Source organism: Streptomyces sp. NPDC103540 (genome assembly GCF_055584445.1).
This window is the reverse complement of record NZ_JBVJMA010000007.1, coordinates 111,610-130,408: the sequence shown is the minus strand read 5'-3', so window position 1 is coordinate 130,408 and position 18,799 is coordinate 111,610. Positions and strand designations below refer to the sequence as shown.

The following is an 18,799-nucleotide window of genomic DNA, read 5'->3' as shown; positions in this document are numbered from 1 at the left end:
ATGACGTTGCGCCGCGGCCGCCGACTGGCCATCGACGTGGGCGACGCCCGGATCGGGGTCGCGTCCTGCGACCCCGACGGGGTGCTGGCCACACCGGTCGAGACCGTCCCGGGCCGGGACATCCCGTTCGCCCACCGGCGGTTGCGGCAGCTCGTCGAGGAGTACGAGCCCCTCGAAGTCGTGGTCGGCCTCCCGCGTTCGCTCAGCGGGCGGGAGGGGCCGGCCGCGGCCAAGGTGCGTGCCTTCGCGAACGAACTGGCCAAGGGCATCAAGCCGGTGACGGTCCGCCTGGTGGACGAGCGGATGACCACGGTCACCGCGGCCCAGGGCCTGCGGGCCTCGGGCAAGAACGCCAAGAAGGGGCGTTCGGTGATCGACCAGGCGGCCGCTGTGGTCATCCTCCAGAACGCTCTGGAGACCGAACGGGTATCAGGTAATCCGCCTGGTGAGTGCGTCGAAGTGGTTGTCTGATCGCGATACGGTAACGTTCCGCGCGATGAGACGGCATTCGAACAGCCGTCGCCCACCACCAAAGAGGCGGTACCGGGTGTCGCGGCCGACGAAAAGCCGTGGCCTTCGTCTCGCGGCTCTAGGGGACCGATGACTGAGTATGGCCGGGGCGGTGGCTCCGAACCGTGGCACCCTGCTGATCCCCTCTACGGGGACCAGGGGTGGACCGCGTCCCAGACCCAGCAGGGCCAGGTGCCCTACGGCGTTGACCCGCAGCAGCAGTACCCGCAGGAGCCGCAGTACCAGCAGTACTCCGAACAGCAGTACCCCGAACAGCAGTACGCGCAGCAGCAGTACGTGCAGCAGCACCAGCAACACCCGCAGTACCCCGGGCAGTACCCGCAGTACGTCGAACAACAGCAGGGCTACGCCCCGCAGCAGACGCACGCCCAGCCCCAGCCCCAGCAGCCGGTGTACGACGGCCAGGGCTGGGACACGGGTCAGGGTCACGTCCATGGACAGGGACAGGGCCAGGGCCAGGGCCCGTACATGGTGGCCGACGTGCAGACCGACCCGTACGCGGGCACGGATCCGTACGCCCAGCAGGCGGTCGGCGCCTACCCCGCCGACACCCCCGACCTGTACACCACCGAGGACGCCTACCCGCCTCCCACGCCCCCCGGCCTGCGGCACCTCGAAACCGAAACGGAACCCGAAGCGGAACCGGAGTCCTTGGACCCGGACGAGGCCGAGGAGGCCGCTCTCGCGGCCGCCGGCGGCGGCTCCGGCGACGAGGACGGCTCCGGTCGACGCGGGGGCCGAGGAGGCCGCTCGGGCCGTTCGAAGGGTGGCAAGGGCAAACAGCGCAGCGGCGCGGCCTGTCTGATCGCCGCGCTGGTCATCGTCGGCGTCGTCGGCGGTGGCGGCTACTACGGCTACGGCTACCTGAAGGCGCGCTTCGGCGCGGCCGAGGACTTCGCGGGCTCCGGCTCGGAGGAGACCGTCGACGTGCAGATCCCCACCGGCGCGGGACTCGGCCAGATGGGCCGCATCCTCAAGGAGGCCGGCGTCGTCGCGAGCGCCCAGGCCTTCGTGGACGCCGCCACCGCCACGGGCAAGGGCAAGACCATCCAGCCGGGCGTCTACCCGCTGCACAAGCGCATGTCGGCGGCCGCGGCGGTCGCGCTCATGCTCGACCCCTCCAAGCTGCACGTCCTGATCGTTCCCGAGGGCAGGCGCAACGTCGAGATCTACGACCTGATCGACAAGAAGCTGGAGAAGCCCGCCGGCACCACCCGCGACATCGCCCTGCGCGAGGGCCGCAACCTCGGCCTGCCGGCCTGGGTGGGCAACGACCCGAAGCTCATGGACCCGTTGGAGGGCTTCCTCTTCCCCGCGCGCTACGACCTCGGCAAGGACGTCACCCCCGAGTCCCTGCTGAAGCAAATGGTCCAGCGGGCGAGCGGCAAGTACGCCGAGCTCGGCATCGAGGCCAAGGCCAAGGAGCTGGGGCTGGAGAACCCGCTCCAGGTCGTCACCGTGGCCAGCCTCGTCAACGCCGAGGGCAAGGACCACGACGACTTCCGGAAGATGTCCGAGGTGGTCTACAACCGCCTCAAGAAGACCAACACGGTCACGAACCAGAAGCTGGAGTTCGACTCCACGTACAACTACGTCAAGGGCACGAACAACCTCAACTTCTCCCTGAAGGAAGCGCGGGTGTTCGACAACCCGTACAACACGCACTTCGTCAAGGGACTGCCTCCGGGCCCGATCGGCAACCCGGGGACGGACGCCCTGACCGCTACGCTCAACCCCGACCACGGCGGCTGGATGTTCTTCGTGTCGGTCGACGGCAACAAGACGACCTTCACCAAGACCTACGAGGAGCACCAGAAGCTCGCGGACGAGTTCCAAGAGCGGCAGAAGCAGAAGAACGGCGGGTAGCAGGACATGTCACGGATACGGGCCGCGGTGCTGGGTTCGCCCATCGAGCACTCCCTCTCGCCGGTGCTGCACCGCGCCGCCTACCGGGAGCTCGGCCTCCTCGAATGGTCCTACGACCGGTTCGAGATCGACGAGGCCGCGCTCCCCGGGTTCGTGGCCGACCTGGGGCCCGAGTGGGCGGGGCTGTCGCTGACGATGCCGCTCAAGCGGGCGATCATCCCGCTGCTGGACGGGATCAGCGACACGGCCGCCTCCGTCGAGGCCGTCAACACGGTCGTCCTCACCGAGGACGGCCGGCGGCTCGGCGACAACACCGACATCCCCGGGATCGTCGCCGCCCTGCACGAGCGCGGCGTGGAGAAGGTGCCGTCCGCGGCCGTCCTCGGCGCGGGCGCCACCGCCTCCTCGGCGCTGGCCGCCCTCGCGCGGATCTGCACCGGCGAGGTCACCGCGTACGTCCGCTCCCGGGCCCGGGCCGACGAGATGCGCGGGTGGGGCGAGCGGCTCGGCGTCGCCGTCCGCACCGCCGACTGGAGCGAGGCGGCCGCGGCCCTGGAGGCCCCGCTGGTCATCGCCACCACCCCGGCCGGTGCCACCGACGGGCTCGCGGCGGCCGTGCCCGAGGCCCCCGGAACCCTCTTCGACGTCCTCTACGACCCCTGGCCCACCGCCCTCGCCGCGGCCTGGTCCGGTCGGGGCGGCGCCCTGGTCGGCGGCCTCGACCTCCTCGTGCACCAGGCGGTGCTCCAGGTCGAGCGGATGACGGGCCGCGCCCCGGGTCCGCTGGCCGCCATGCGGACGGCCGGTGAGCGGGCGCTCGCGGCCCGCCACTGACGGATCCCGCGCCGTACCTGACGGATCCGGCGTCCGATAGCTGGACCGGGCGCCGGTTCACCCGCCCGGACGTGGGAGGATCAGGGCATGGCGGGTCCGGGCAGCGCACCCGGTCGCGCCCGTCGCAGTGCCAGGCGCGAGCATGAGGAGCATCGTTGAGCAGGTTGCGTTGGCTGACCGCCGGAGAGTCGCACGGACCGGCGCTGGTTGCGACGCTGGAGGGCCTTCCCGCCGGCGTCCCGGTCACCACCGAGCTGGTGGCCGACCACCTCGCCCGGCGTCGGCTCGGCTACGGCCGCGGCGCCCGGATGAAGTTCGAGCAGGACGAGATCACCTTCCTCGGCGGCGTCCGCCACGGGCTGTCGCAGGGATCCCCGGTCGCCGTCATGATCGGCAACACCGAGTGGCCCAAGTGGGAGACGGTCATGTCGGCCGACCCGGTGGACCCCTCGCTGCTCAAGGAGACCGGCCGCAACGCGGCGCTGACCCGTCCGCGCCCCGGCCACGCCGACCTCGCGGGCATGCAGAAGTACGGCTTCTCCGAGGCCCGCCCGATCCTGGAGCGCGCCAGCGCCCGCGAGACGGCCGCCCGCGTCGCCCTCGGCGCCATCGCCCGGTCCTTCATCAAGGAGGCCGCGGGCATCGAGATCGTCTCCCACGTGGTGGAGCTGGCCTCGGCCAAGGCCCCCCACGGCGTGTACCCGACCCCCGCCGACGTCGAGCGGCTCGACGCCGACCCGGTGCGCTGCCTGGACGCCGACGCCTCGAAGGCGATGGTCGCCGAGATCGACCAGGCCCACAAGGACGGCGACACCCTCGGCGGCGTCGTCGAGGTCCTGGCCTACGGCGTGCCCGTCGGCCTCGGCTCGCACGTCCACTGGGACCGCCGCCTCGACGCCCGCCTCGCAGCGGCCCTCATGGGCATCCAGGCCATCAAGGGCGTGGAGGTCGGCGACGGCTTCGACCTGGCCCGCGTGCCCGGCTCCCAGGCCCACGACGAGATCGTCTCCACCCCCGAGGGCATCCGGCGCACCTCCGGCCGCTCCGGCGGTACCGAGGGCGGTCTGACCACCGGTGAGCTGCTGCGCGTCCGCGCCGCCATGAAGCCCATCGCCACCGTCCCGAAGGCCCTCGCCACCGTGGACGTGGCGACCGGCGAGGCCGCCGCCGCGCACCACCAGCGTTCCGACGTGTGCGCCGTGCCCGCCGCGGGCATCGTCGCCGAGGCCATGGTCGCGCTCGTCCTCGCGGACGCGCTCGTCGAGAAGTTCGGCGGCGACTCCGTCCCCGAGACCCGTCGCAACGTCCGGTCGTACCTCGACAACCTGCAGATCCGGTGACCGGCGGTCCCCTGGTCGTGCTCGTCGGGCCCATGGGCTCCGGCAAGTCCACGGTGGGCGCCCTCCTCGCCGAACGGCTCGGGGTCGCCTACCGGGACACCGACGCGGACATCGTCGCGGCCCAGGGCCGCGAGATCTCCGACATCTTCGTCGACGAGGGCGAGCCGTACTTCCGTGAGCTGGAACGGCGGGCCGTCGCGGACGCCGTCTCCGGGCACACCGGAGTCCTCGCCCTCGGCGGCGGCGCCGTCCTCGACGAGGGCACCCGCGCCCTGCTCACCGGGCGTCCGGTGGCCTACCTGTCGATGGACGTCGAGGAGGCCGTGCGCCGCGTCGGCCTCGGCGCCGCGCGCCCGCTGCTCGCGGTCAACCCGCGCCGTCAGTGGCGCGAGCTGATGGAGGCACGGCGCCACCTGTACACCGAAGTCGCGCGCGTCGTGGTGGCCACCGACGACCGCACCCCCGAAGAGGTCGCCCAGGCGGTCCTCGACGCACTGGAGTTGAAGGACGTATGACAGACCAGGTGACGCGGATCCACGTCGGCGGGAACGCCGGTCACGACCCGTACGACGTGCTGGTCGGCCGGCAGCTGCTCGGCGAGCTGGGCGGCCTGATCGGCACCAAGGCCCAGCGGGTCGCCGTCATCCACCCCGAGGCCCTGGCCTCGACCGGTGAGGCGCTGCGGGACGACCTGGCGGCGCAGGGCTACGAGGCCGTCGCCATCCAGGTGCCCAACGCCGAGGAGGCCAAGACCGTCGAGGTCGCGGCGTACTGCTGGAAGGCGCTCGGGCAGTCCAACTTCACCCGCACCGACGTGATCGTCGGCGTCGGCGGAGGCGCCACCACCGACCTCGCCGGCTTCGTCGCGGCCTCCTGGCTGCGCGGGGTGCGCTGGATCGCGGTCCCGACCACGGTCCTCGCGATGGTCGACGCAGCCGTCGGCGGCAAGACCGGCATCAACACCGCCGAGGGCAAGAACCTCGTCGGCGCCTTCCACCCGCCCGCCGGCGTCCTGTGCGACCTCGCCGCGCTGGACTCCCTGCCGGTCAACGACTACGTCAGCGGTCTCGCCGAGGTCATCAAGGCCGGCTTCATCGCCGACCCGGTGATCCTCGACCTGATCGAGGAGGACCCGGCCGCGGCCCGCACCGCGCAGGGCCCGCACACGGCCGAGCTGATCGTGCGCTCCATCCGGGTCAAGGCCGACGTGGTCTCCAACGACCTGAAGGAATCCGGGATCCGGGAGTTCCTGAACTACGGGCACACCCTCGCCCACGCCATCGAGAAGAACGAGCGCTACAAGTGGCGCCACGGCGCCGCCGTCTCCGTGGGCATGGTCTTCGCCGCCGAACTGGGTCGGCTCGCCGGCCGGCTCGACGACGAGACGGCCGACCGGCACCGGGCGGTCCTCGCCTCCGTCGGCCTGCCGCTGACCTACCGCGGCGACCAGTGGCCCAAGCTGCTCCAGACCATGCAGGTCGACAAGAAGTCCCGCGGCAACCTGCTGCGCTTCATCGTCCTCGACGGCCTGGGCAAGCCGACCGTCCTGGAGGGCCCCGACCCGGCCCACCTGGTCGCCGCCTACGGCGAGGTGTCGGCGTGAGCCGCAGGGTGCTCGTCCTCAACGGCCCCAACCTGGGCCGGCTCGGCTCGCGCGAGCCCGACGTCTACGGGGCCACCTCGTACGCCGGACTCGTCGAGAGCTGCCGCGCCCTGGGCGCGGAGCTCGGCTTCGACGTGGAGGTCCGCGAGACCAACGACGAGGGCGAGATCGTGCGCTGGCTGCACGAGGCGGCCGACGGCCGGATCCCGGTCGTCATCAACCCGGGCGCCTTCACGCACTACTCGTACGCCATGCGCGACGCGGCGGCCCAGCGCACCGCGCCGCTGATCGAGGTGCACATCTCGAACCCGTACGCCCGCGAGGAGTTCCGGCACACCTCGGTCATCGCGGCCGTGGCCACCGGGACCGTGGCGGGCTTCGGACTGGGCTCCTACCGCCTGGCGCTGCGCGCGCTGGCGGAAGAGGTCGGCTCCTGAGATAACGTTCTCGCATCAGTCGCCTGAACGAGACGGAGTGGCGCGGATGCAGCACGGAGTGGGGGGTTGGGGCCCGCCGGGACACCACCCGGCGGCGCCCCCGCAACCGCCTATACCCCCGGCGCAGGGCTGGCCGGTGACACCGGTCCCGGAGGCGACGGGGCACATCCCCCTGCCGCCCGCGGTCCCCGCGCCGCACCAGCCCCCCGCGCCGGCCACCGGTGGCGCCACCCTGGCCGTGCTCCTCATCGGCCCGGCGGGCGCCGGCAAGACCACCGTGGCCCGCCACTGGGCGGCGAGCCGACCGGTGGCCACCGCGCACATCAGCCTCGACGACGTGCGCGAGTGGGTCCGGTCCGGGTTCGCCGACCCGCAGACCGGTTGGAACGAACACTCCGAGGCCCAGTACCGCCTCGCCCGCCGCACCTGCGGCTTCGCCGCCCGCAACTTCCTCGCCAACGGCATCTCCTGCATCCTCGACGACGCGGTCTTCCCCGACCGCCCCGTGGTGGGCCTGGGGGGCTGGAAGCGGCACGTCGGCCCCGGACTGCTCCCCGTCGTCCTGCTGCCCGGCCTGGAGATCGTCCTGGAGCGCAACGCGGCCCGCTCCGGCAACCGGCGCCTGTCCGACGAGGAAGTCGCCCGGATCCACGGCCGGATGGCCGGCTGGTACGGCTCCGGCCTGCCGATCATCGACAACTCCCACCTCGACGTGGAGGGGACCGCCCGCGCCCTCGACGAGGCCCTCGCCCGGGTCCTGGCCGCCCCCGCCGGCTGAAGGGGCCGGACGGGCCGGTACGGCGCCGGCGTGCCGTCCGCCGGCGGGGCGCCCGGACCACCGGCGCGGACCCGGCCCGGACCCGCGCGCGGCGCCCCGTTCCCGCGCCCGCTCCGTTCCCGCTCCGCCCCGTCCGGACGCGCTCGCCGGGCCGGATGCGCGGGGCGCTCGTAGGCTCGAATACATGTCAGACGTGTACGCGACCCGCAGGGGCCTGCTCCGCGACCGTTGCGCCGCCGCCGGCGGTTCGGCGGCGCTGATCACGCGTCCGGCGAACGTCCGCTACCTCGCCGGGGCGTTCCCGCCGTCCGCCGTCCTGCTCGTCGGGCCGCAGGAGGACGTGCTGTTCAGCGCCTGCGCCCCGTCCGGCGAAGCCGACGAGGGGCGCCTCGACGAGCACCTGCGCCTGTCGGTGCTGCCCGGCCCGGGCGCCGACCCGGCCGTGGCCGCCGCCGACCTCGCGGCGGCAGCCCGGGCGGAGTCCCTCGCCGTCGAGGAGCACCACCTCACGGTCGCCCGGCACCGGGCCCTGCACTCGGTCGCGCCGCGGCTGCGCCTGATCGACCTGGGGCCGGCCGTCGAACAGCAGCGCCTCGTCAAGGACGAGGAGGAGATCGCCTGCCTGCGGATCGCCGCCGAGATCGCCGACCAGGCCCTCGGGGAGCTGCTGGAGTCGATCCTGGTCGGACGCACCGAGCGGCACCTCGCCCTGGAGCTGGAACGCCGCCTCGTCGACCACGGCGCCGACGGACCGGCGTTCCCCACCTCCGTGGGCACCGGCCCGCATTCGGGCCGCGGCCGGCACCGGCCCTCCGACCGACGGGTGGAGGAGGGCGACTTCCTCTCGGTGTGCCTGGGCGCCAACTACCGGGGCTACCGCTGCGAGATCGGCCGCACCTTCGTGATCGGCACCACTCCCGCCGACTGGCAGATCGAGCTGTACGACCTCGTCTTCGCCGCCCAGCGGGCGGGCCGCGAGGCCCTGCTGCCGGGTGCCGCGTACCGCGACGTGGACCGTGCCGCGCGGTCCGTACTGGACTCCGCCGGGCACGCGGAAGCGCTGGCCGGATGGATGGGACACGGGATCGGACTCGAAATCGACGAGGACCCGCAGCTTGCACCTACGGCAATGGGTAAACTGGACGCTTGCGTGCCGGTCACCGTCGAACCGGGGGTTCACCTCCCGGGCCGGGGAGGTGTCCGGATCGATGACACGCTCGTCGTGCGCCCCGAGGCGGACGGCGGTCCCGAGCTACTCACCATTACGACCAAGGAGCTGCTCGCGCTCTAGCCCTTCGCCGGGCTGTGGGCGCGCACCCGTGGTCTTCCAGTGCAGGAGATTCCGCAACCGTGGCTTCCACGAACGACCTCAAGAACGGCATGGTGCTGAAGCTCGACGGGGGCCAGCTCTGGTCCGTCGTCGAGTTCCAGCACGTCAAGCCCGGCAAGGGCCCGGCCTTCGTGCGTACCAAGCTCAAGAACGTGCTGTCGGGCAAGGTCGTCGACAAGACCTTCAACGCCGGTGTGAAGGTCGAGACGGCCACCATCGACCGCCGTGACATGCAGTTCTCGTACATGGACGGCGACTACTTCGTCTTCATGGACATGAGCACCTTCGACCAGCTCATGGTCGACCGCAAGGCTGTCGGCGACGCCGCCAACTTCCTCATCGAGGGCTTCACCGCCTCCGTGGCCCAGCACGAGGGCGAGGTGCTCTACGTCGAGCTCCCGGCCGCCGTCGAGCTGACCATCGAGCACACCGACCCGGGTGTCCAGGGCGACCGCTCCACCGGTGGCACCAAGCCGGCCCGCCTGGAGACCGGTCACGAGATCCAGGTCCCGCTCTTCGTCACCACCGGCGAGAAGATCAAGGTCGACACCCGCACCAGCGACTACCTCGGCCGGGTGAACAGCTAACCGTGGCTGCCCGGAGCAACGCGCGCAAGCGCGCTTTCCAGATCCTCTTCGAGGCCGACCAGCGCGGGGTCCCCGTGCGCGAGGTCCTCGCGGACTGGATCCGCCACGCGCGGTCCGACGACCGGCAGCCGCCGGTCAGCGCCTTCACGATGGATCTTGTCGAGGGGTACGCCGACAAGGTGAACCGCATCGACGACCTGATCGTCACCTACGCCGTGGACTGGGAGCTCGACCGCATGCCGGTCGTCGACCGGAACATCCTGCGGCTGGGCGCCTACGAGCTGATCTGGGTCGACGAGACCCCGGACGCCGTGGCGATCGACGAGGCCGTCCAGCTGGCCAAGGAGTTCTCCACGGACGACTCGCCGTCGTTCGTGAACGGGCTGCTGGGTCGCTTCAAGGACCTGAAGCCGAACCTGCGCCGCAGCGAGAGCTGACCGGCGCGGCCGGCAGGCCGAACGCCGTACGGAAGGGCCCGCGGCATCGCGCTGCGGGCCCTTCCGTGTGTCCGCGAACGGGGGAGCGGTCCCCGGGAACGCGAACGGCGGGTGCCGGCGCCCACGAGGGCACCGGCACCCGCCGGTAACGTTTCTGCTCGGGCCCTGGGGCCCCGGGGACTAGATGTCCTCGTGGGCCACGGCGCGACGCGCGTCGGCGTCCAGGACGCCCCAGCTGATCAGCTGCTCGGTCAGGACCGAGGGGGACTGGTCGTAGATGACGGCGAGGGTGCGCAGGTCGTCCTGGCGGATCGACAGCACCTTGCCGTTGTAGTCGCCGCGCTGGCTCTGGATGGTGGCGGCGTAACGCTGGAGCGGACCGGCCTTCTCGGCGGGGACGCCCGCGAGGCGCTCCAGGTCGAGGCGCAGCTTCGGCGGCGGCTCGGCCGCTCCGCCGGGGGTCGTGCCCGGCAGCAGTTCCTGGACCGGAACCCCGTAGAAGTCCGCCAGCTCGGCGAGGCGCTGGACGGTCACGGCGCGGTCCCCGCGCTCGTAGGACCCGACCACCACGGCCTTCCACCGGCCCTGGGACTTCTCCTCGACACCGTGGAGGGAGAGGCCCTGCTGGGTGCGGATGGCGCGGAGCTTGGCCCCGAGCTGTTTGGCGTATTCGCTGGACATAACGCTCCCGGACGCTGTGACGCTGTGACGACATGGACGCCGTGACGACATGGACGCTGTGCCGCTTACGACATGCGGCTTCGCCGCGCGGCTGGTAACTCACTGTGAGGTTACGCAGCGTTACGTGGATGCGTCAAGCCGAATGGTCACCGACCTCCCCCTTCGAGGGCCCCGGACCGGCCCCCGTGCGAGGTCGGCCCGGCCGCCCTGGTAACGTGGTCGGCGTACATCAGACGTCCTTTAAGGTCCGTCCCGTGAGGCGGAGAAGGAGGTCCTTTTCATGGACAGCCAGGTTTCCCCCGAGGCCGCCGCGTTCCAGGACGGCGGCGCCGCGCGCCCCGTGTTGGAGGCGCAGGACATCGCCCGGGTCCTCACCCGCATCGCCCACGAGATCGTCGAACGCGCCAAGGGCGCCGACGACGTGGTGCTGCTCGGCATCCCCACCCGCGGCGTCTTCCTCGCCCGCCGGCTGGCGGCCAAGCTCGAAGAGATCACCGGCGCGAAGATCCCCGTCGGCTCCCTCGACATCACCATGTACCGCGACGACCTGCGCCTGAAGCCCGCGCGGGCCATCGGCCGCACCGAGATCCCCGGCGACGACATCGACGGCCGTCTCGTGGTCCTCGTCGACGACGTGCTCTTCTCCGGCCGCACCATCCGCGCCGCCCTCGACGCGCTCGGCGCCATCGGCCGACCCCGCGCCGTCCAGCTCGCCGTCCTCGTCGACCGGGGCCACCGCGAGCTCCCGATCCGCGCCGACTACGTGGGCAAGAACCTCCCGACGTCGCTGCGCGAGACCGTCAAGGTCCAGCTCCAGGAGGAGGACGGCCGGGACGCCGTGCTGCTCGGCCAGCGGACCGACCGGGCCGGCGGCCAGTAGACCCTCCCGCACCCGGATCCCGCACCCGCGGGGTCCGCGCCGAGGCCTGCCCGCCCGCACCTCCAGCACGCCCCCAGCCTGCCTGCCCTCCAGACCTACGGAGCCATCCAGATGAAGCGCCACCTCATCTCGGCCGCCGACCTCACGCGCGACGACGCCGTCCTGATCCTCGACACCGCCGAGGAGATGGCCCGGGTCGCCGACCGGCCGATCAAGAAGCTGCCCACCCTGCGCGGCCTCACGGTCGTCAACCTCTTCTTCGAGGACTCGACCCGCACCCGGATCTCCTTCGAGGCGGCCGCCAAGCGGCTGTCCGCCGACGTCATCAACTTCTCCGCCAAGGGCTCCTCCGTTTCCAAGGGCGAATCCCTGAAGGACACGGCGCTGACCCTGGAGGCCATGGGCGCGGACGCGGTGGTCATCCGCCACCACGCCTCCGGCGCCCCCTACCGGCTCGCGACCTCCGGCTGGATCGACTCCGCCGTCGTCAACGCCGGCGACGGCACCCACGAGCACCCCACGCAGGCCCTGCTCGACGCCTTCACCATGCGCCGCCGCCTGGTGGGCCGCGACGCCGGACTCGGCAAGGACCTCGCGGGCCGCCGGATCACGATCGTCGGCGACGTCCTGCACAGCCGCGTGGCCCGCTCCAACGTGCACCTGCTGCACACCCTCGGCGCCGAGGTCACCCTGGTGGCCCCGCCCACCCTCGTCCCCATCGGCGTCGAGACCTGGCCCTGCGAGGTCAGCTACGACCTCGACAAGGTGCTGCCGAAGTCCGACGCGGTCATGATGCTGCGTGTGCAGCGCGAACGCATGAACGCCGCCTTCTTCCCGACCGAGCGCGAGTACTCCCGCCGCTACGGGCTGAACGGCGAGCGCATGGCCAAGATGCCCGAGCACGCCATCGTGATGCACCCCGGCCCGATGAACCGCGGCATGGAGATCACCGCCGAGGTCGCCGACTCCGACCGCTGCACGGCCGTCGAGCAGGTCGCCAACGGCGTCTCCACCCGGATGGCCGTCCTGTACCTGCTGCTCGGCGGATCCGAGCCCGCCGTCGCCACCACCCCCGCCCCCGCCGCCGCGCGCACCGAGGAGAACAAGTAACCATGAGCAAGATCCTGATCCGTGGCGCGAAGGTACTCGGTGGCGAGGCGCAGGACGTCCTGATCGACGGCGAGACCATCGCCGAGGTCGGCACCGGACTGTCCGCCGAGGGCGCGACCGTCATCGAGGCCGAGGGCAAGGTCCTCCTGCCGGGCCTGGTCGACCTGCACACCCACCTGCGCGAGCCCGGCCGGGAGGACAGCGAGACGGTCCTCACCGGCACCCGCGCCGCCGCCTCCGGCGGCTACACCGCCGTCTTCGCCATGGCGAACACCTTCCCGGTCGCCGACACCGCCGGCGTGGTCGAGCAGGTCTGGCGCCTGGGCAAGGAGTCCGGCTACTGCGACGTCCAGCCCATCGGCGCCGTCACCGTCGGCCTGGAGGGCAAGCAGCTCTCCGAGCTGGGCGCCATGCACGACTCCGCCGCCCGCGTCACCGTCTTCTCCGACGACGGCAAGTGCGTCGACGACGCCGTGATCATGCGCCGCGCCCTGGAGTACGTGAAGGCCTTCGGCGGCGTCGTCGCCCAGCACGCCCAGGAGCCCCGCCTGACCGAGGGCGCCCAGATGAACGAGGGCGTCGTCTCCGCCGAGCTCGGCCTCGGCGGCTGGCCGGCCGTCGCGGAGGAGTCGATCATCGCCCGTGACGTCCTCCTCGCCGAGCACGTCGGCTCCCGCGTCCACATCTGCCACCTCTCCACCGCCGGCTCCGTCGAGATCGTCCGCTGGGCCAAGTCCCGCGGCATCGACGTCACCGCCGAGGTCACCCCGCACCACCTGCTCCTCACCGACGAGCTGGTCCGCTCGTACAACGCGGTCTACAAGGTGAACCCGCCCCTGCGCACCGAGCGCGACGTCATGGCCCTGCGCGAGGCGCTCGCCGACGGCACGATCGACATCGTCGCCACCGACCACGCCCCGCACCCGCACGAGGACAAGGACTGCGAGTGGGCCGCGGCGGCCATGGGCATGGTCGGCCTGGAGACCGCGCTGTCCGTCGTCCAGCAGACGATGGTGGAGACGGGACTGCTCGACTGGGCGGGCGTCGCCGAGCGCATGTCCTTCGCCCCGGCGCGCATCGGCGGCCTGGGGAACCACGGCCGGCCCGTCTCGGCAGGTGAACCCGCGAACCTGACCTTGGTCGAGACCTCGTACCGTGGTGTCGTGGACCCCGCGCACTTCGCCTCCCGCAGCCGCAACACGCCCTACGAGGGCCGCGAGCTGCCGGGTCGCGTCACTCACACCTTCCTGCGGGGCCGGGCAACGGTCGTGGACGGGAATCTGGCGTGACACCTGCAGTAATCCAACTGGCCGTCGAGGCCGCCGAACGACAGTCGGCGGAGGTGACGAACTTCGGTGCCCGCATCGCCTGGGTGATCGGACTGATCGTCTTCATCGCCTTCGTCTACTGGCTGATGCGGCAGGGCTGGAAATGGCGCGGCGCCCTGCAGGACGACCTGCCGGAGCTGCCCGCCACCCCCGACGGACTGCCCGAACACCGGCTGGCGCTCACCGGCCGGTACCACGGGTCCACCACCGCCGGACAGTGGCTCGACCGGATCGTGGCCCACGGTCTGGGGGTGCGCAGCCGGGTCGAGCTCACGCTCACGGACGCGGGCCTCGACGTGGTCCGACCGGGTGCCACCGACTTCTTCGTACCGGCCGCGCAGCTGCGCGGCGCCCGCCTCGACAAGGGAATCGCGGGCAAGGTACTCACCGAGGGCGGTCTGCTCGTCGTCACCTGGGCGCACGGCGACAAGCTGATCGACTCCGGATTCCGCTCCGACCGGGCGGCCGAACACGCCGCCTGGGTCGAAGCGATCAACCACATGAACCCATCCATCACGACGGAAGGCGCCGAACGATGACGACCTCCACCAGGGGAGCAGCCAAAGCTCCCGCCGTACTCGTCCTGGAGGACGGTCGGATCTTCCGCGGCCGCGCCTACGGCGCTGTGGGGGAGACCTTCGGCGAGGCCGTGTTCTCCACCGGCATGACCGGCTACCAGGAGACCCTCACCGACCCGTCGTACCACCGACAGGTCGTCGTGATGACCGCCCCGCACGTGGGCAACACCGGCGTCAACGACGAGGACCCCGAGTCCTCGCGCATCTGGGTCGCCGGCTACGTCGTGCGCGACCCCGCCCGCGTCCCCTCGAACTGGCGCTCGCGGCGGTCGCTGGACGAGGAGCTCGTCAAGCAGGGCGTCGTCGGCATCTCCGGCGTCGACACCCGGGCCCTGACCCGCCACCTGCGCGAGCGCGGCGCCATGCGCGTCGGCATCTTCTCCGGCGAGCACGTGGCCGACGACGCCGCCCTGCTGGCCCGCGTCCAGGAGGCCCCGCAGATGAAGGGCGCCGACCTGTCCGCCGAGGTCGCCACCAAGGAGGCCTACGTGGTCCCCGCGATCGGCGAGAAGAAGTTCACCGTCGCCGCCGTGGACCTCGGCATCAAGGGCATGACCCCGCACCGCATGGCCGAGCGCGGCATCGAGGTGCACGTCCTGCCCGCCACGGCGACCGTCGAGGACGTCTACGCGGTCCGGCCCGACGGCGTGTTCTTCTCCAACGGCCCGGGCGACCCGGCCACCGCCGACCACGCGGTCTCCGTCATGCAGGGCGTCCTCGCCCGCAAGACCCCGCTCTTCGGCATCTGCTTCGGCAACCAGATCCTGGGCCGCGCGCTCGGCTTCGGCACCTACAAGCTGAAGTACGGCCACCGCGGCATCAACCAGCCCGTCCAGGACCGGACCACCGGCAAGGTCGAGATCACCGCGCACAACCACGGCTTCGCCGTCGACGCGCCCCTAGACACGGTCTCCGAGACCCCCTTCGGCCGCGCCGAGGTCTCCCACGTCTGCCTGAACGACAACGTGGTGGAAGGCCTCCAGCTGCTCGACCAGCCGGCCTTCTCCGTCCAGTACCACCCCGAGGCTGCCGCCGGCCCGCACGACGCCGCGTACCTCTTCGACCGCTTCACGTCTTTGATGGAAACCGCCCTGATGGAGGCCGAGCGTGCCTAAGCGCACCGATATCCAGTCCGTCCTGGTCATCGGCTCCGGCCCGATCGTCATCGGCCAGGCCGCGGAGTTCGACTACTCCGGCACCCAGGCCTGCCGTGTCCTGAAGGCCGAGGGCCTGCGGGTCATCCTGGTCAACTCGAACCCGGCGACGATCATGACCGACCCGGAGATCGCCGACGCCACGTACGTCGAGCCGATCACCCCCGAGTTCGTCGAGAAGATCATCGCCAAGGAGCGCCCCGACGCGCTCCTGCCGACCCTCGGCGGCCAGACCGCGCTGAACACCGCCATCTCCATGCACGAGCAGGGTGTGCTGGAGAAGTACGGCGTCGAGCTGATCGGCGCCAACGTCGAGGCCATCAACAAGGGCGAGGACCGCGACCTCTTCAAGGGCGTCGTCGAGGCCGTCAAGGCCAAGATCGGTTACGGCGAGTCCGCCCGCTCGGTGATCTGCCACTCGATGGAGGACGTCCTCGCGGGCGTCGACACCCTCGGCGGCTACCCCGTCGTCGTGCGCCCCTCCTTCACCATGGGCGGCGCCGGCTCCGGCTTCGCCCACGACGAGGACGAGCTGCGCCGCATCGCCGGCCAGGGCCTCACGCTCTCCCCGACCACCGAGGTGCTCCTGGAGGAGTCCATCCTCGGCTGGAAGGAGTACGAGCTGGAGCTGATGCGCGACACCAAGGACAACGTGGTCGTCGTCTGCTCCATCGAGAACTTCGACCCGATGGGCGTCCACACCGGCGACTCCATCACCGTCGCCCCGGCGATGACGCTGACCGACCGCGAGTACCAGCGGCTGCGCGACGTCGGCATCGCGATCATCCGCGAGGTCGGCGTCGACACCGGCGGCTGCAACATCCAGTTCGCGATCGACCCGGTCGACGGCCGCGTCATCGTCATCGAGATGAACCCCCGCGTCTCGCGCTCCTCGGCGCTCGCCTCGAAGGCCACCGGCTTCCCGATCGCCAAGATCGCCGCGAAGCTGGCCATCGGCTACACGCTGGACGAGGTCCCGAACGACATCACCGAGAAGACGCCGGCCTCCTTCGAGCCGACCCTCGACTACGTCGTCGTCAAGGCCCCGCGCTTCGCCTTCGAGAAGTTCCCGGCCGCCGACGCCACCCTCACCACCACCATGAAGTCGGTGGGCGAGGCCATGGCCATCGGCCGCAACTTCACCGAGGCCCTCCAGAAGGCCCTGCGCTCCCTGGAGAAGAAGGGCTCCCAGTTCACCTTCGTCGGCGAGCCCGGCGACAAGGAGGAGCTGCTGGCCACCGCGGTCCGCCCCACCGACGGGCGCATCAACACCGTGATGCAGGCCATCCGCGCCGGCGCCACCCAGGAGGAGGTCTTCGAGTCCACGAAGATCGACCCCTGGTTCGTCGACCAGCTCTTCCTGATCAAGGAGATCGCCGACGAGCTGGCCGCCGCCGAGAAGCTCCACCCCGAGCTGCTCGCCGAGGCCAAGCGCCACGGCTTCTCCGACGCCCAGATCGCCGAGATCCGCGGCCTGCGCGAGGACGTCGTCCGCGAGGTCCGCCACGCGCTCGGCGTCCGCCCGGTCTACAAGACGGTCGACACCTGCGCCGCCGAGTTCGCCGCGAAGACCCCGTACTTCTACTCGTCCTACGACGAGGAGTCCGAGGTCGCCCCCCGCACCAAGCCCGCGGTGATCATCCTGGGCTCCGGCCCGAACCGCATCGGCCAGGGCATCGAGTTCGACTACTCCTGCGTCCACGCCTCCTTCGCCCTCAGCGACGCCGGCTACGAGACCGTGATGGTCAACTGCAACCCCGAGACCGTCTCGACGGACTACGACACCTCCGACCGCCTGTACTTCGAGCCGCTGACGCTCGAAGACGTGCTGGAGATCGTCCACGCCGAGTCCCTCGCCGGCCCCATCGCCGGCGTCGTCGTCCAGCTCGGCGGCCAGACCCCCCTCGGTCTCGCCCAGGCCCTCAAGGACAACGGCGTCCCGGTCGTCGGCACCTCGCCCGAGGCCATCCACGCCGCCGAGGACCGCGGCGCCTTCGGCCGGGTCCTCGCCGAAGCCGGCCTGCCCGCCCCCAAGCACGGCACCGCCACCACCTTCGCCGGCGCCAAGGCCATCGCCGACGAGATCGGCTACCCGGTCCTGGTGCGCCCGTCCTACGTGCTCGGCGGCCGCGGCATGGAGATCGTCTACGACGAGACCCGCCTGGAGTCGTACATCGCGGAGTCGACGGAGATCTCCCCGACCCGCCCCGTGCTGGTCGACCGCTTCCTCGACGACGCGATCGAGATCGACGTGGACGCCCTCTACGACGGCACCGAGCTCTACCTCGGCGGCGTCATGGAGCACATCGAGGAAGCCGGCATCCACTCCGGCGACTCGGCCTGCGCCCTGCCCCCGATCACCCTCGGCGGCTTCGACATCAAGCGGCTGCGCGCCTCCACCGAGGCCATCGCCGACGGCGTCGGCGTCCGCGGCCTGATCAACATCCAGTTCGCGATGGCGGGTGACATCCTCTACGTCCTGGAGGCCAACCCGCGCGCCTCCCGCACCGTCCCCTTCACCTCGAAGGCGACCGCGGTCCCGCTCGCGAAGGCCGCCGCCCGCATCTCGCTCGGCGCCACCATCGCCGAACTGCGCGAGGAGGGCCTCCTCCCGAAGACCGGCGACGGCGGCACCCTGCCGCTCGACGCGCCGATCTCCGTCAAGGAGGCCGTCATGCCGTGGTCGCGCTTCCGCGACATCCACGGCCGCGGCGTCGACACCGTCCTCGGCCCGGAGATGCGCTCCACCGGCGAGGTCATGGGCATCGACTCCGTCTTCGGCACGGCGTACGCCAAGTCGCAGGCCGGCGCCTACGGCCCGCTGCCCACCAAGGGACGCGCCTTCATCTCCGTCGCCAACCGCGACAAGCGCTCGATGATCTTCCCGGCGCGCGAGCTCGTCGCCCACGGCTTCGAGCTGCTCGCCACCTCCGGCACCGCCGAGGTGCTGCGCCGCAACGGCCTCAACGCCACCGTGGTGCGCAAGCTCAGCGAGGGCGAGGGCCCCGACGGCGAGAAGACCATCGTCCAGCTCATCCACGACGGCCAGGTCGACCTGATCGTCAACACCCCGTACGGCACCGGTGGCCGCCTCGACGGCTACGAGATCCGTACGGCGGCCGTGGCCCGCAGCGTCCCGTGCCTGACCACGGTCCAGGCGCTCGCCGCCGCCGTCCAGGGCATCGACGCGCTCAACCGCGGCGACGTCGGCGTGCGCTCCCTCCAGGAGCACGCGGAGCACCTGACGGCCGCCCGCGACTGACCGCCCGTCCACGGGAAGGGGGACACCGGCGCGCGAACCGCGCGCCGGCTGTCCCCCTCTTCG

18 protein-coding genes are annotated in these 18,799 nt (G+C 71.6%); 17 read left to right on the top strand and 1 reads right to left on the bottom strand.

The features are described 5' to 3' along the window. The 11 genes from ruvX to nusB all read left to right on the top strand — a co-directional run bounded on the left by ruvX (position 1) and on the right by nusB (position 9,743). Entirely contained in the window at positions 1–471 is a 471-nt protein-coding gene (gene ruvX, locus ACZ6ZI_RS18465; RefSeq protein WP_150256582.1) for a Holliday junction resolvase RuvX, read from the top strand. 129 nt (positions 472–600) lie between these two features. After that, a complete protein-coding gene (gene mltG, locus ACZ6ZI_RS18460; RefSeq protein ID WP_469521870.1) occupies positions 601–2,397 on the top strand; it encodes an endolytic transglycosylase MltG in 1,797 nt (598 codons plus the stop codon). 6 nt (positions 2,398–2,403) lie between these two features. Continuing rightward, positions 2,404–3,231, top strand: a complete 828-nt coding sequence (locus tag ACZ6ZI_RS18455; RefSeq protein WP_469521868.1) for a shikimate dehydrogenase — start codon at positions 2,404–2,406, stop codon at positions 3,229–3,231. Between the two features lie 155 nt (positions 3,232–3,386). Further along, positions 3,387–4,571, top strand: coding sequence for a chorismate synthase (gene aroC / locus ACZ6ZI_RS18450; protein ID WP_469521866.1), 1,185 nt, complete (start codon positions 3,387–3,389; stop codon positions 4,569–4,571). After that, a complete protein-coding gene (locus ACZ6ZI_RS18445; protein ID WP_469521864.1) occupies positions 4,568–5,086 on the top strand; it encodes a shikimate kinase in 519 nt (172 codons plus the stop codon). The genes aroC and ACZ6ZI_RS18445 overlap by 4 nt, the downstream gene beginning before the upstream one ends. Then, complete coding sequence (gene aroB, locus ACZ6ZI_RS18440; RefSeq protein ID WP_469521862.1) at positions 5,083–6,174, top strand: 3-dehydroquinate synthase; 1,092 nt, start codon at positions 5,083–5,085, stop codon at positions 6,172–6,174. Before ACZ6ZI_RS18445 ends, aroB begins: the two co-directional genes overlap by 4 nt. Beyond that, positions 6,171–6,611: a type II 3-dehydroquinate dehydratase gene (gene aroQ, locus ACZ6ZI_RS18435; protein WP_469521860.1), complete on the top strand. Its 441-nt coding sequence runs from the start codon at positions 6,171–6,173 to the stop codon at positions 6,609–6,611. The genes aroB and aroQ overlap by 4 nt, the downstream gene beginning before the upstream one ends. 46 nt (positions 6,612–6,657) lie before the next feature. Further along, positions 6,658–7,389: an AAA family ATPase gene (locus ACZ6ZI_RS18430; RefSeq protein ID WP_469521859.1), complete on the top strand. Its 732-nt coding sequence runs from the start codon at positions 6,658–6,660 to the stop codon at positions 7,387–7,389. 184 nt (positions 7,390–7,573) lie between these two features. Then, a complete protein-coding gene (locus ACZ6ZI_RS18425) occupies positions 7,574–8,680 on the top strand; it encodes an aminopeptidase P family protein (protein WP_363056150.1) in 1,107 nt (368 codons plus the stop codon). A gap of 59 nt (positions 8,681–8,739) precedes the next feature. Next, positions 8,740–9,306, top strand: coding sequence for an elongation factor P (efp, locus tag ACZ6ZI_RS18420; RefSeq protein ID WP_469521857.1), 567 nt, complete (start codon positions 8,740–8,742; stop codon positions 9,304–9,306). A gap of 2 nt (positions 9,307–9,308) precedes the next feature. Next, on the top strand, positions 9,309–9,743 hold the full coding sequence (gene nusB / locus ACZ6ZI_RS18415; protein WP_363056146.1) for a transcription antitermination factor NusB: 435 nt from the start codon (positions 9,309–9,311) through the stop codon (positions 9,741–9,743). Positions 9,744–9,923: 180 nt separating this feature from the next. Here the strand turns inward: nusB and bldD are convergent, their stop codons facing one another. Continuing rightward, on the bottom strand, positions 9,924–10,424 hold the full coding sequence (gene bldD / locus ACZ6ZI_RS18410; protein WP_007263032.1) for a transcriptional regulator BldD: 501 nt from the start codon (positions 10,422–10,424) through the stop codon (positions 9,924–9,926). A 280-nt stretch (positions 10,425–10,704) separates the two neighbouring features. On the opposite strand from bldD, the gene pyrR reads away from it, so the two are divergent. The 6 genes from pyrR to carB all read left to right on the top strand — a co-directional run bounded on the left by pyrR (position 10,705) and on the right by carB (position 18,736). Then, positions 10,705–11,304, top strand: a complete 600-nt coding sequence (gene pyrR / locus ACZ6ZI_RS18405) for a bifunctional pyr operon transcriptional regulator/uracil phosphoribosyltransferase PyrR (protein WP_363056144.1) — start codon at positions 10,705–10,707, stop codon at positions 11,302–11,304. Positions 11,305–11,415: 111 nt separating this feature from the next. Further along, positions 11,416–12,414 (top strand): aspartate carbamoyltransferase catalytic subunit, encoded by a 999-nt coding sequence (locus ACZ6ZI_RS18400; RefSeq protein WP_363056142.1) that lies wholly within the window; start codon positions 11,416–11,418, stop codon positions 12,412–12,414. 2 nt (positions 12,415–12,416) lie between these two features. Beyond that, positions 12,417–13,703, top strand: coding sequence for a dihydroorotase (locus ACZ6ZI_RS18395; RefSeq protein ID WP_363056140.1), 1,287 nt, complete (start codon positions 12,417–12,419; stop codon positions 13,701–13,703). Beyond that, positions 13,700–14,281, top strand: coding sequence for a PH-like domain-containing protein (locus tag ACZ6ZI_RS18390; protein ID WP_363056138.1), 582 nt, complete (start codon positions 13,700–13,702; stop codon positions 14,279–14,281). Before ACZ6ZI_RS18395 ends, ACZ6ZI_RS18390 begins: the two co-directional genes overlap by 4 nt. Then, the gene (gene carA / locus ACZ6ZI_RS18385; RefSeq protein ID WP_469521855.1) at positions 14,278–15,435 is read left to right on the top strand and encodes a glutamine-hydrolyzing carbamoyl-phosphate synthase small subunit; all 1,158 of its coding nucleotides are present in this window, start codon (positions 14,278–14,280) and stop codon (positions 15,433–15,435) included. Before ACZ6ZI_RS18390 ends, carA begins: the two co-directional genes overlap by 4 nt. Beyond that, entirely contained in the window at positions 15,428–18,736 is a 3,309-nt protein-coding gene (gene carB / locus ACZ6ZI_RS18380) for a carbamoyl-phosphate synthase large subunit (protein WP_363056134.1), read from the top strand. Before carA ends, carB begins: the two co-directional genes overlap by 8 nt. Positions 18,737–18,799 lie beyond the last annotated feature (63 nt).

Bases quoted from the DNA above. Each gene is read 5' to 3' on its own strand.
- ruvX (WP_150256582.1), top strand. From the start codon at position 1: ATGACGTTGCGCCGCGGCCGCCGACTGGCCATCGACGTGGGCGACGCC.
- mltG (WP_469521870.1), top strand. From the start codon at position 601: ATGACTGAGTATGGCCGGGGCGGTGGCTCCGAACCGTGGCACCCTGCT.
- ACZ6ZI_RS18455 (WP_469521868.1), top strand. From the start codon at position 2,404: ATGTCACGGATACGGGCCGCGGTGCTGGGTTCGCCCATCGAGCACTCC.
- aroB (WP_469521862.1), top strand. From the start codon at position 5,083: ATGACAGACCAGGTGACGCGGATCCACGTCGGCGGGAACGCCGGTCAC.
- ACZ6ZI_RS18430 (WP_469521859.1), top strand. From the start codon at position 6,658: ATGCAGCACGGAGTGGGGGGTTGGGGCCCGCCGGGACACCACCCGGCG.
- ACZ6ZI_RS18425 (WP_363056150.1), top strand. From the start codon at position 7,574: ATGTCAGACGTGTACGCGACCCGCAGGGGCCTGCTCCGCGACCGTTGC.
- bldD (WP_007263032.1), bottom strand. From the start codon at position 10,424: ATGTCCAGCGAATACGCCAAACAGCTCGGGGCCAAGCTCCGCGCCATC.
- pyrR (WP_363056144.1), top strand. From the start codon at position 10,705: ATGGACAGCCAGGTTTCCCCCGAGGCCGCCGCGTTCCAGGACGGCGGC.
- ACZ6ZI_RS18400 (WP_363056142.1), top strand. From the start codon at position 11,416: ATGAAGCGCCACCTCATCTCGGCCGCCGACCTCACGCGCGACGACGCC.
- ACZ6ZI_RS18395 (WP_363056140.1), top strand. From the start codon at position 12,417: ATGAGCAAGATCCTGATCCGTGGCGCGAAGGTACTCGGTGGCGAGGCG.
- carA (WP_469521855.1), top strand. From the start codon at position 14,278: ATGACGACCTCCACCAGGGGAGCAGCCAAAGCTCCCGCCGTACTCGTC.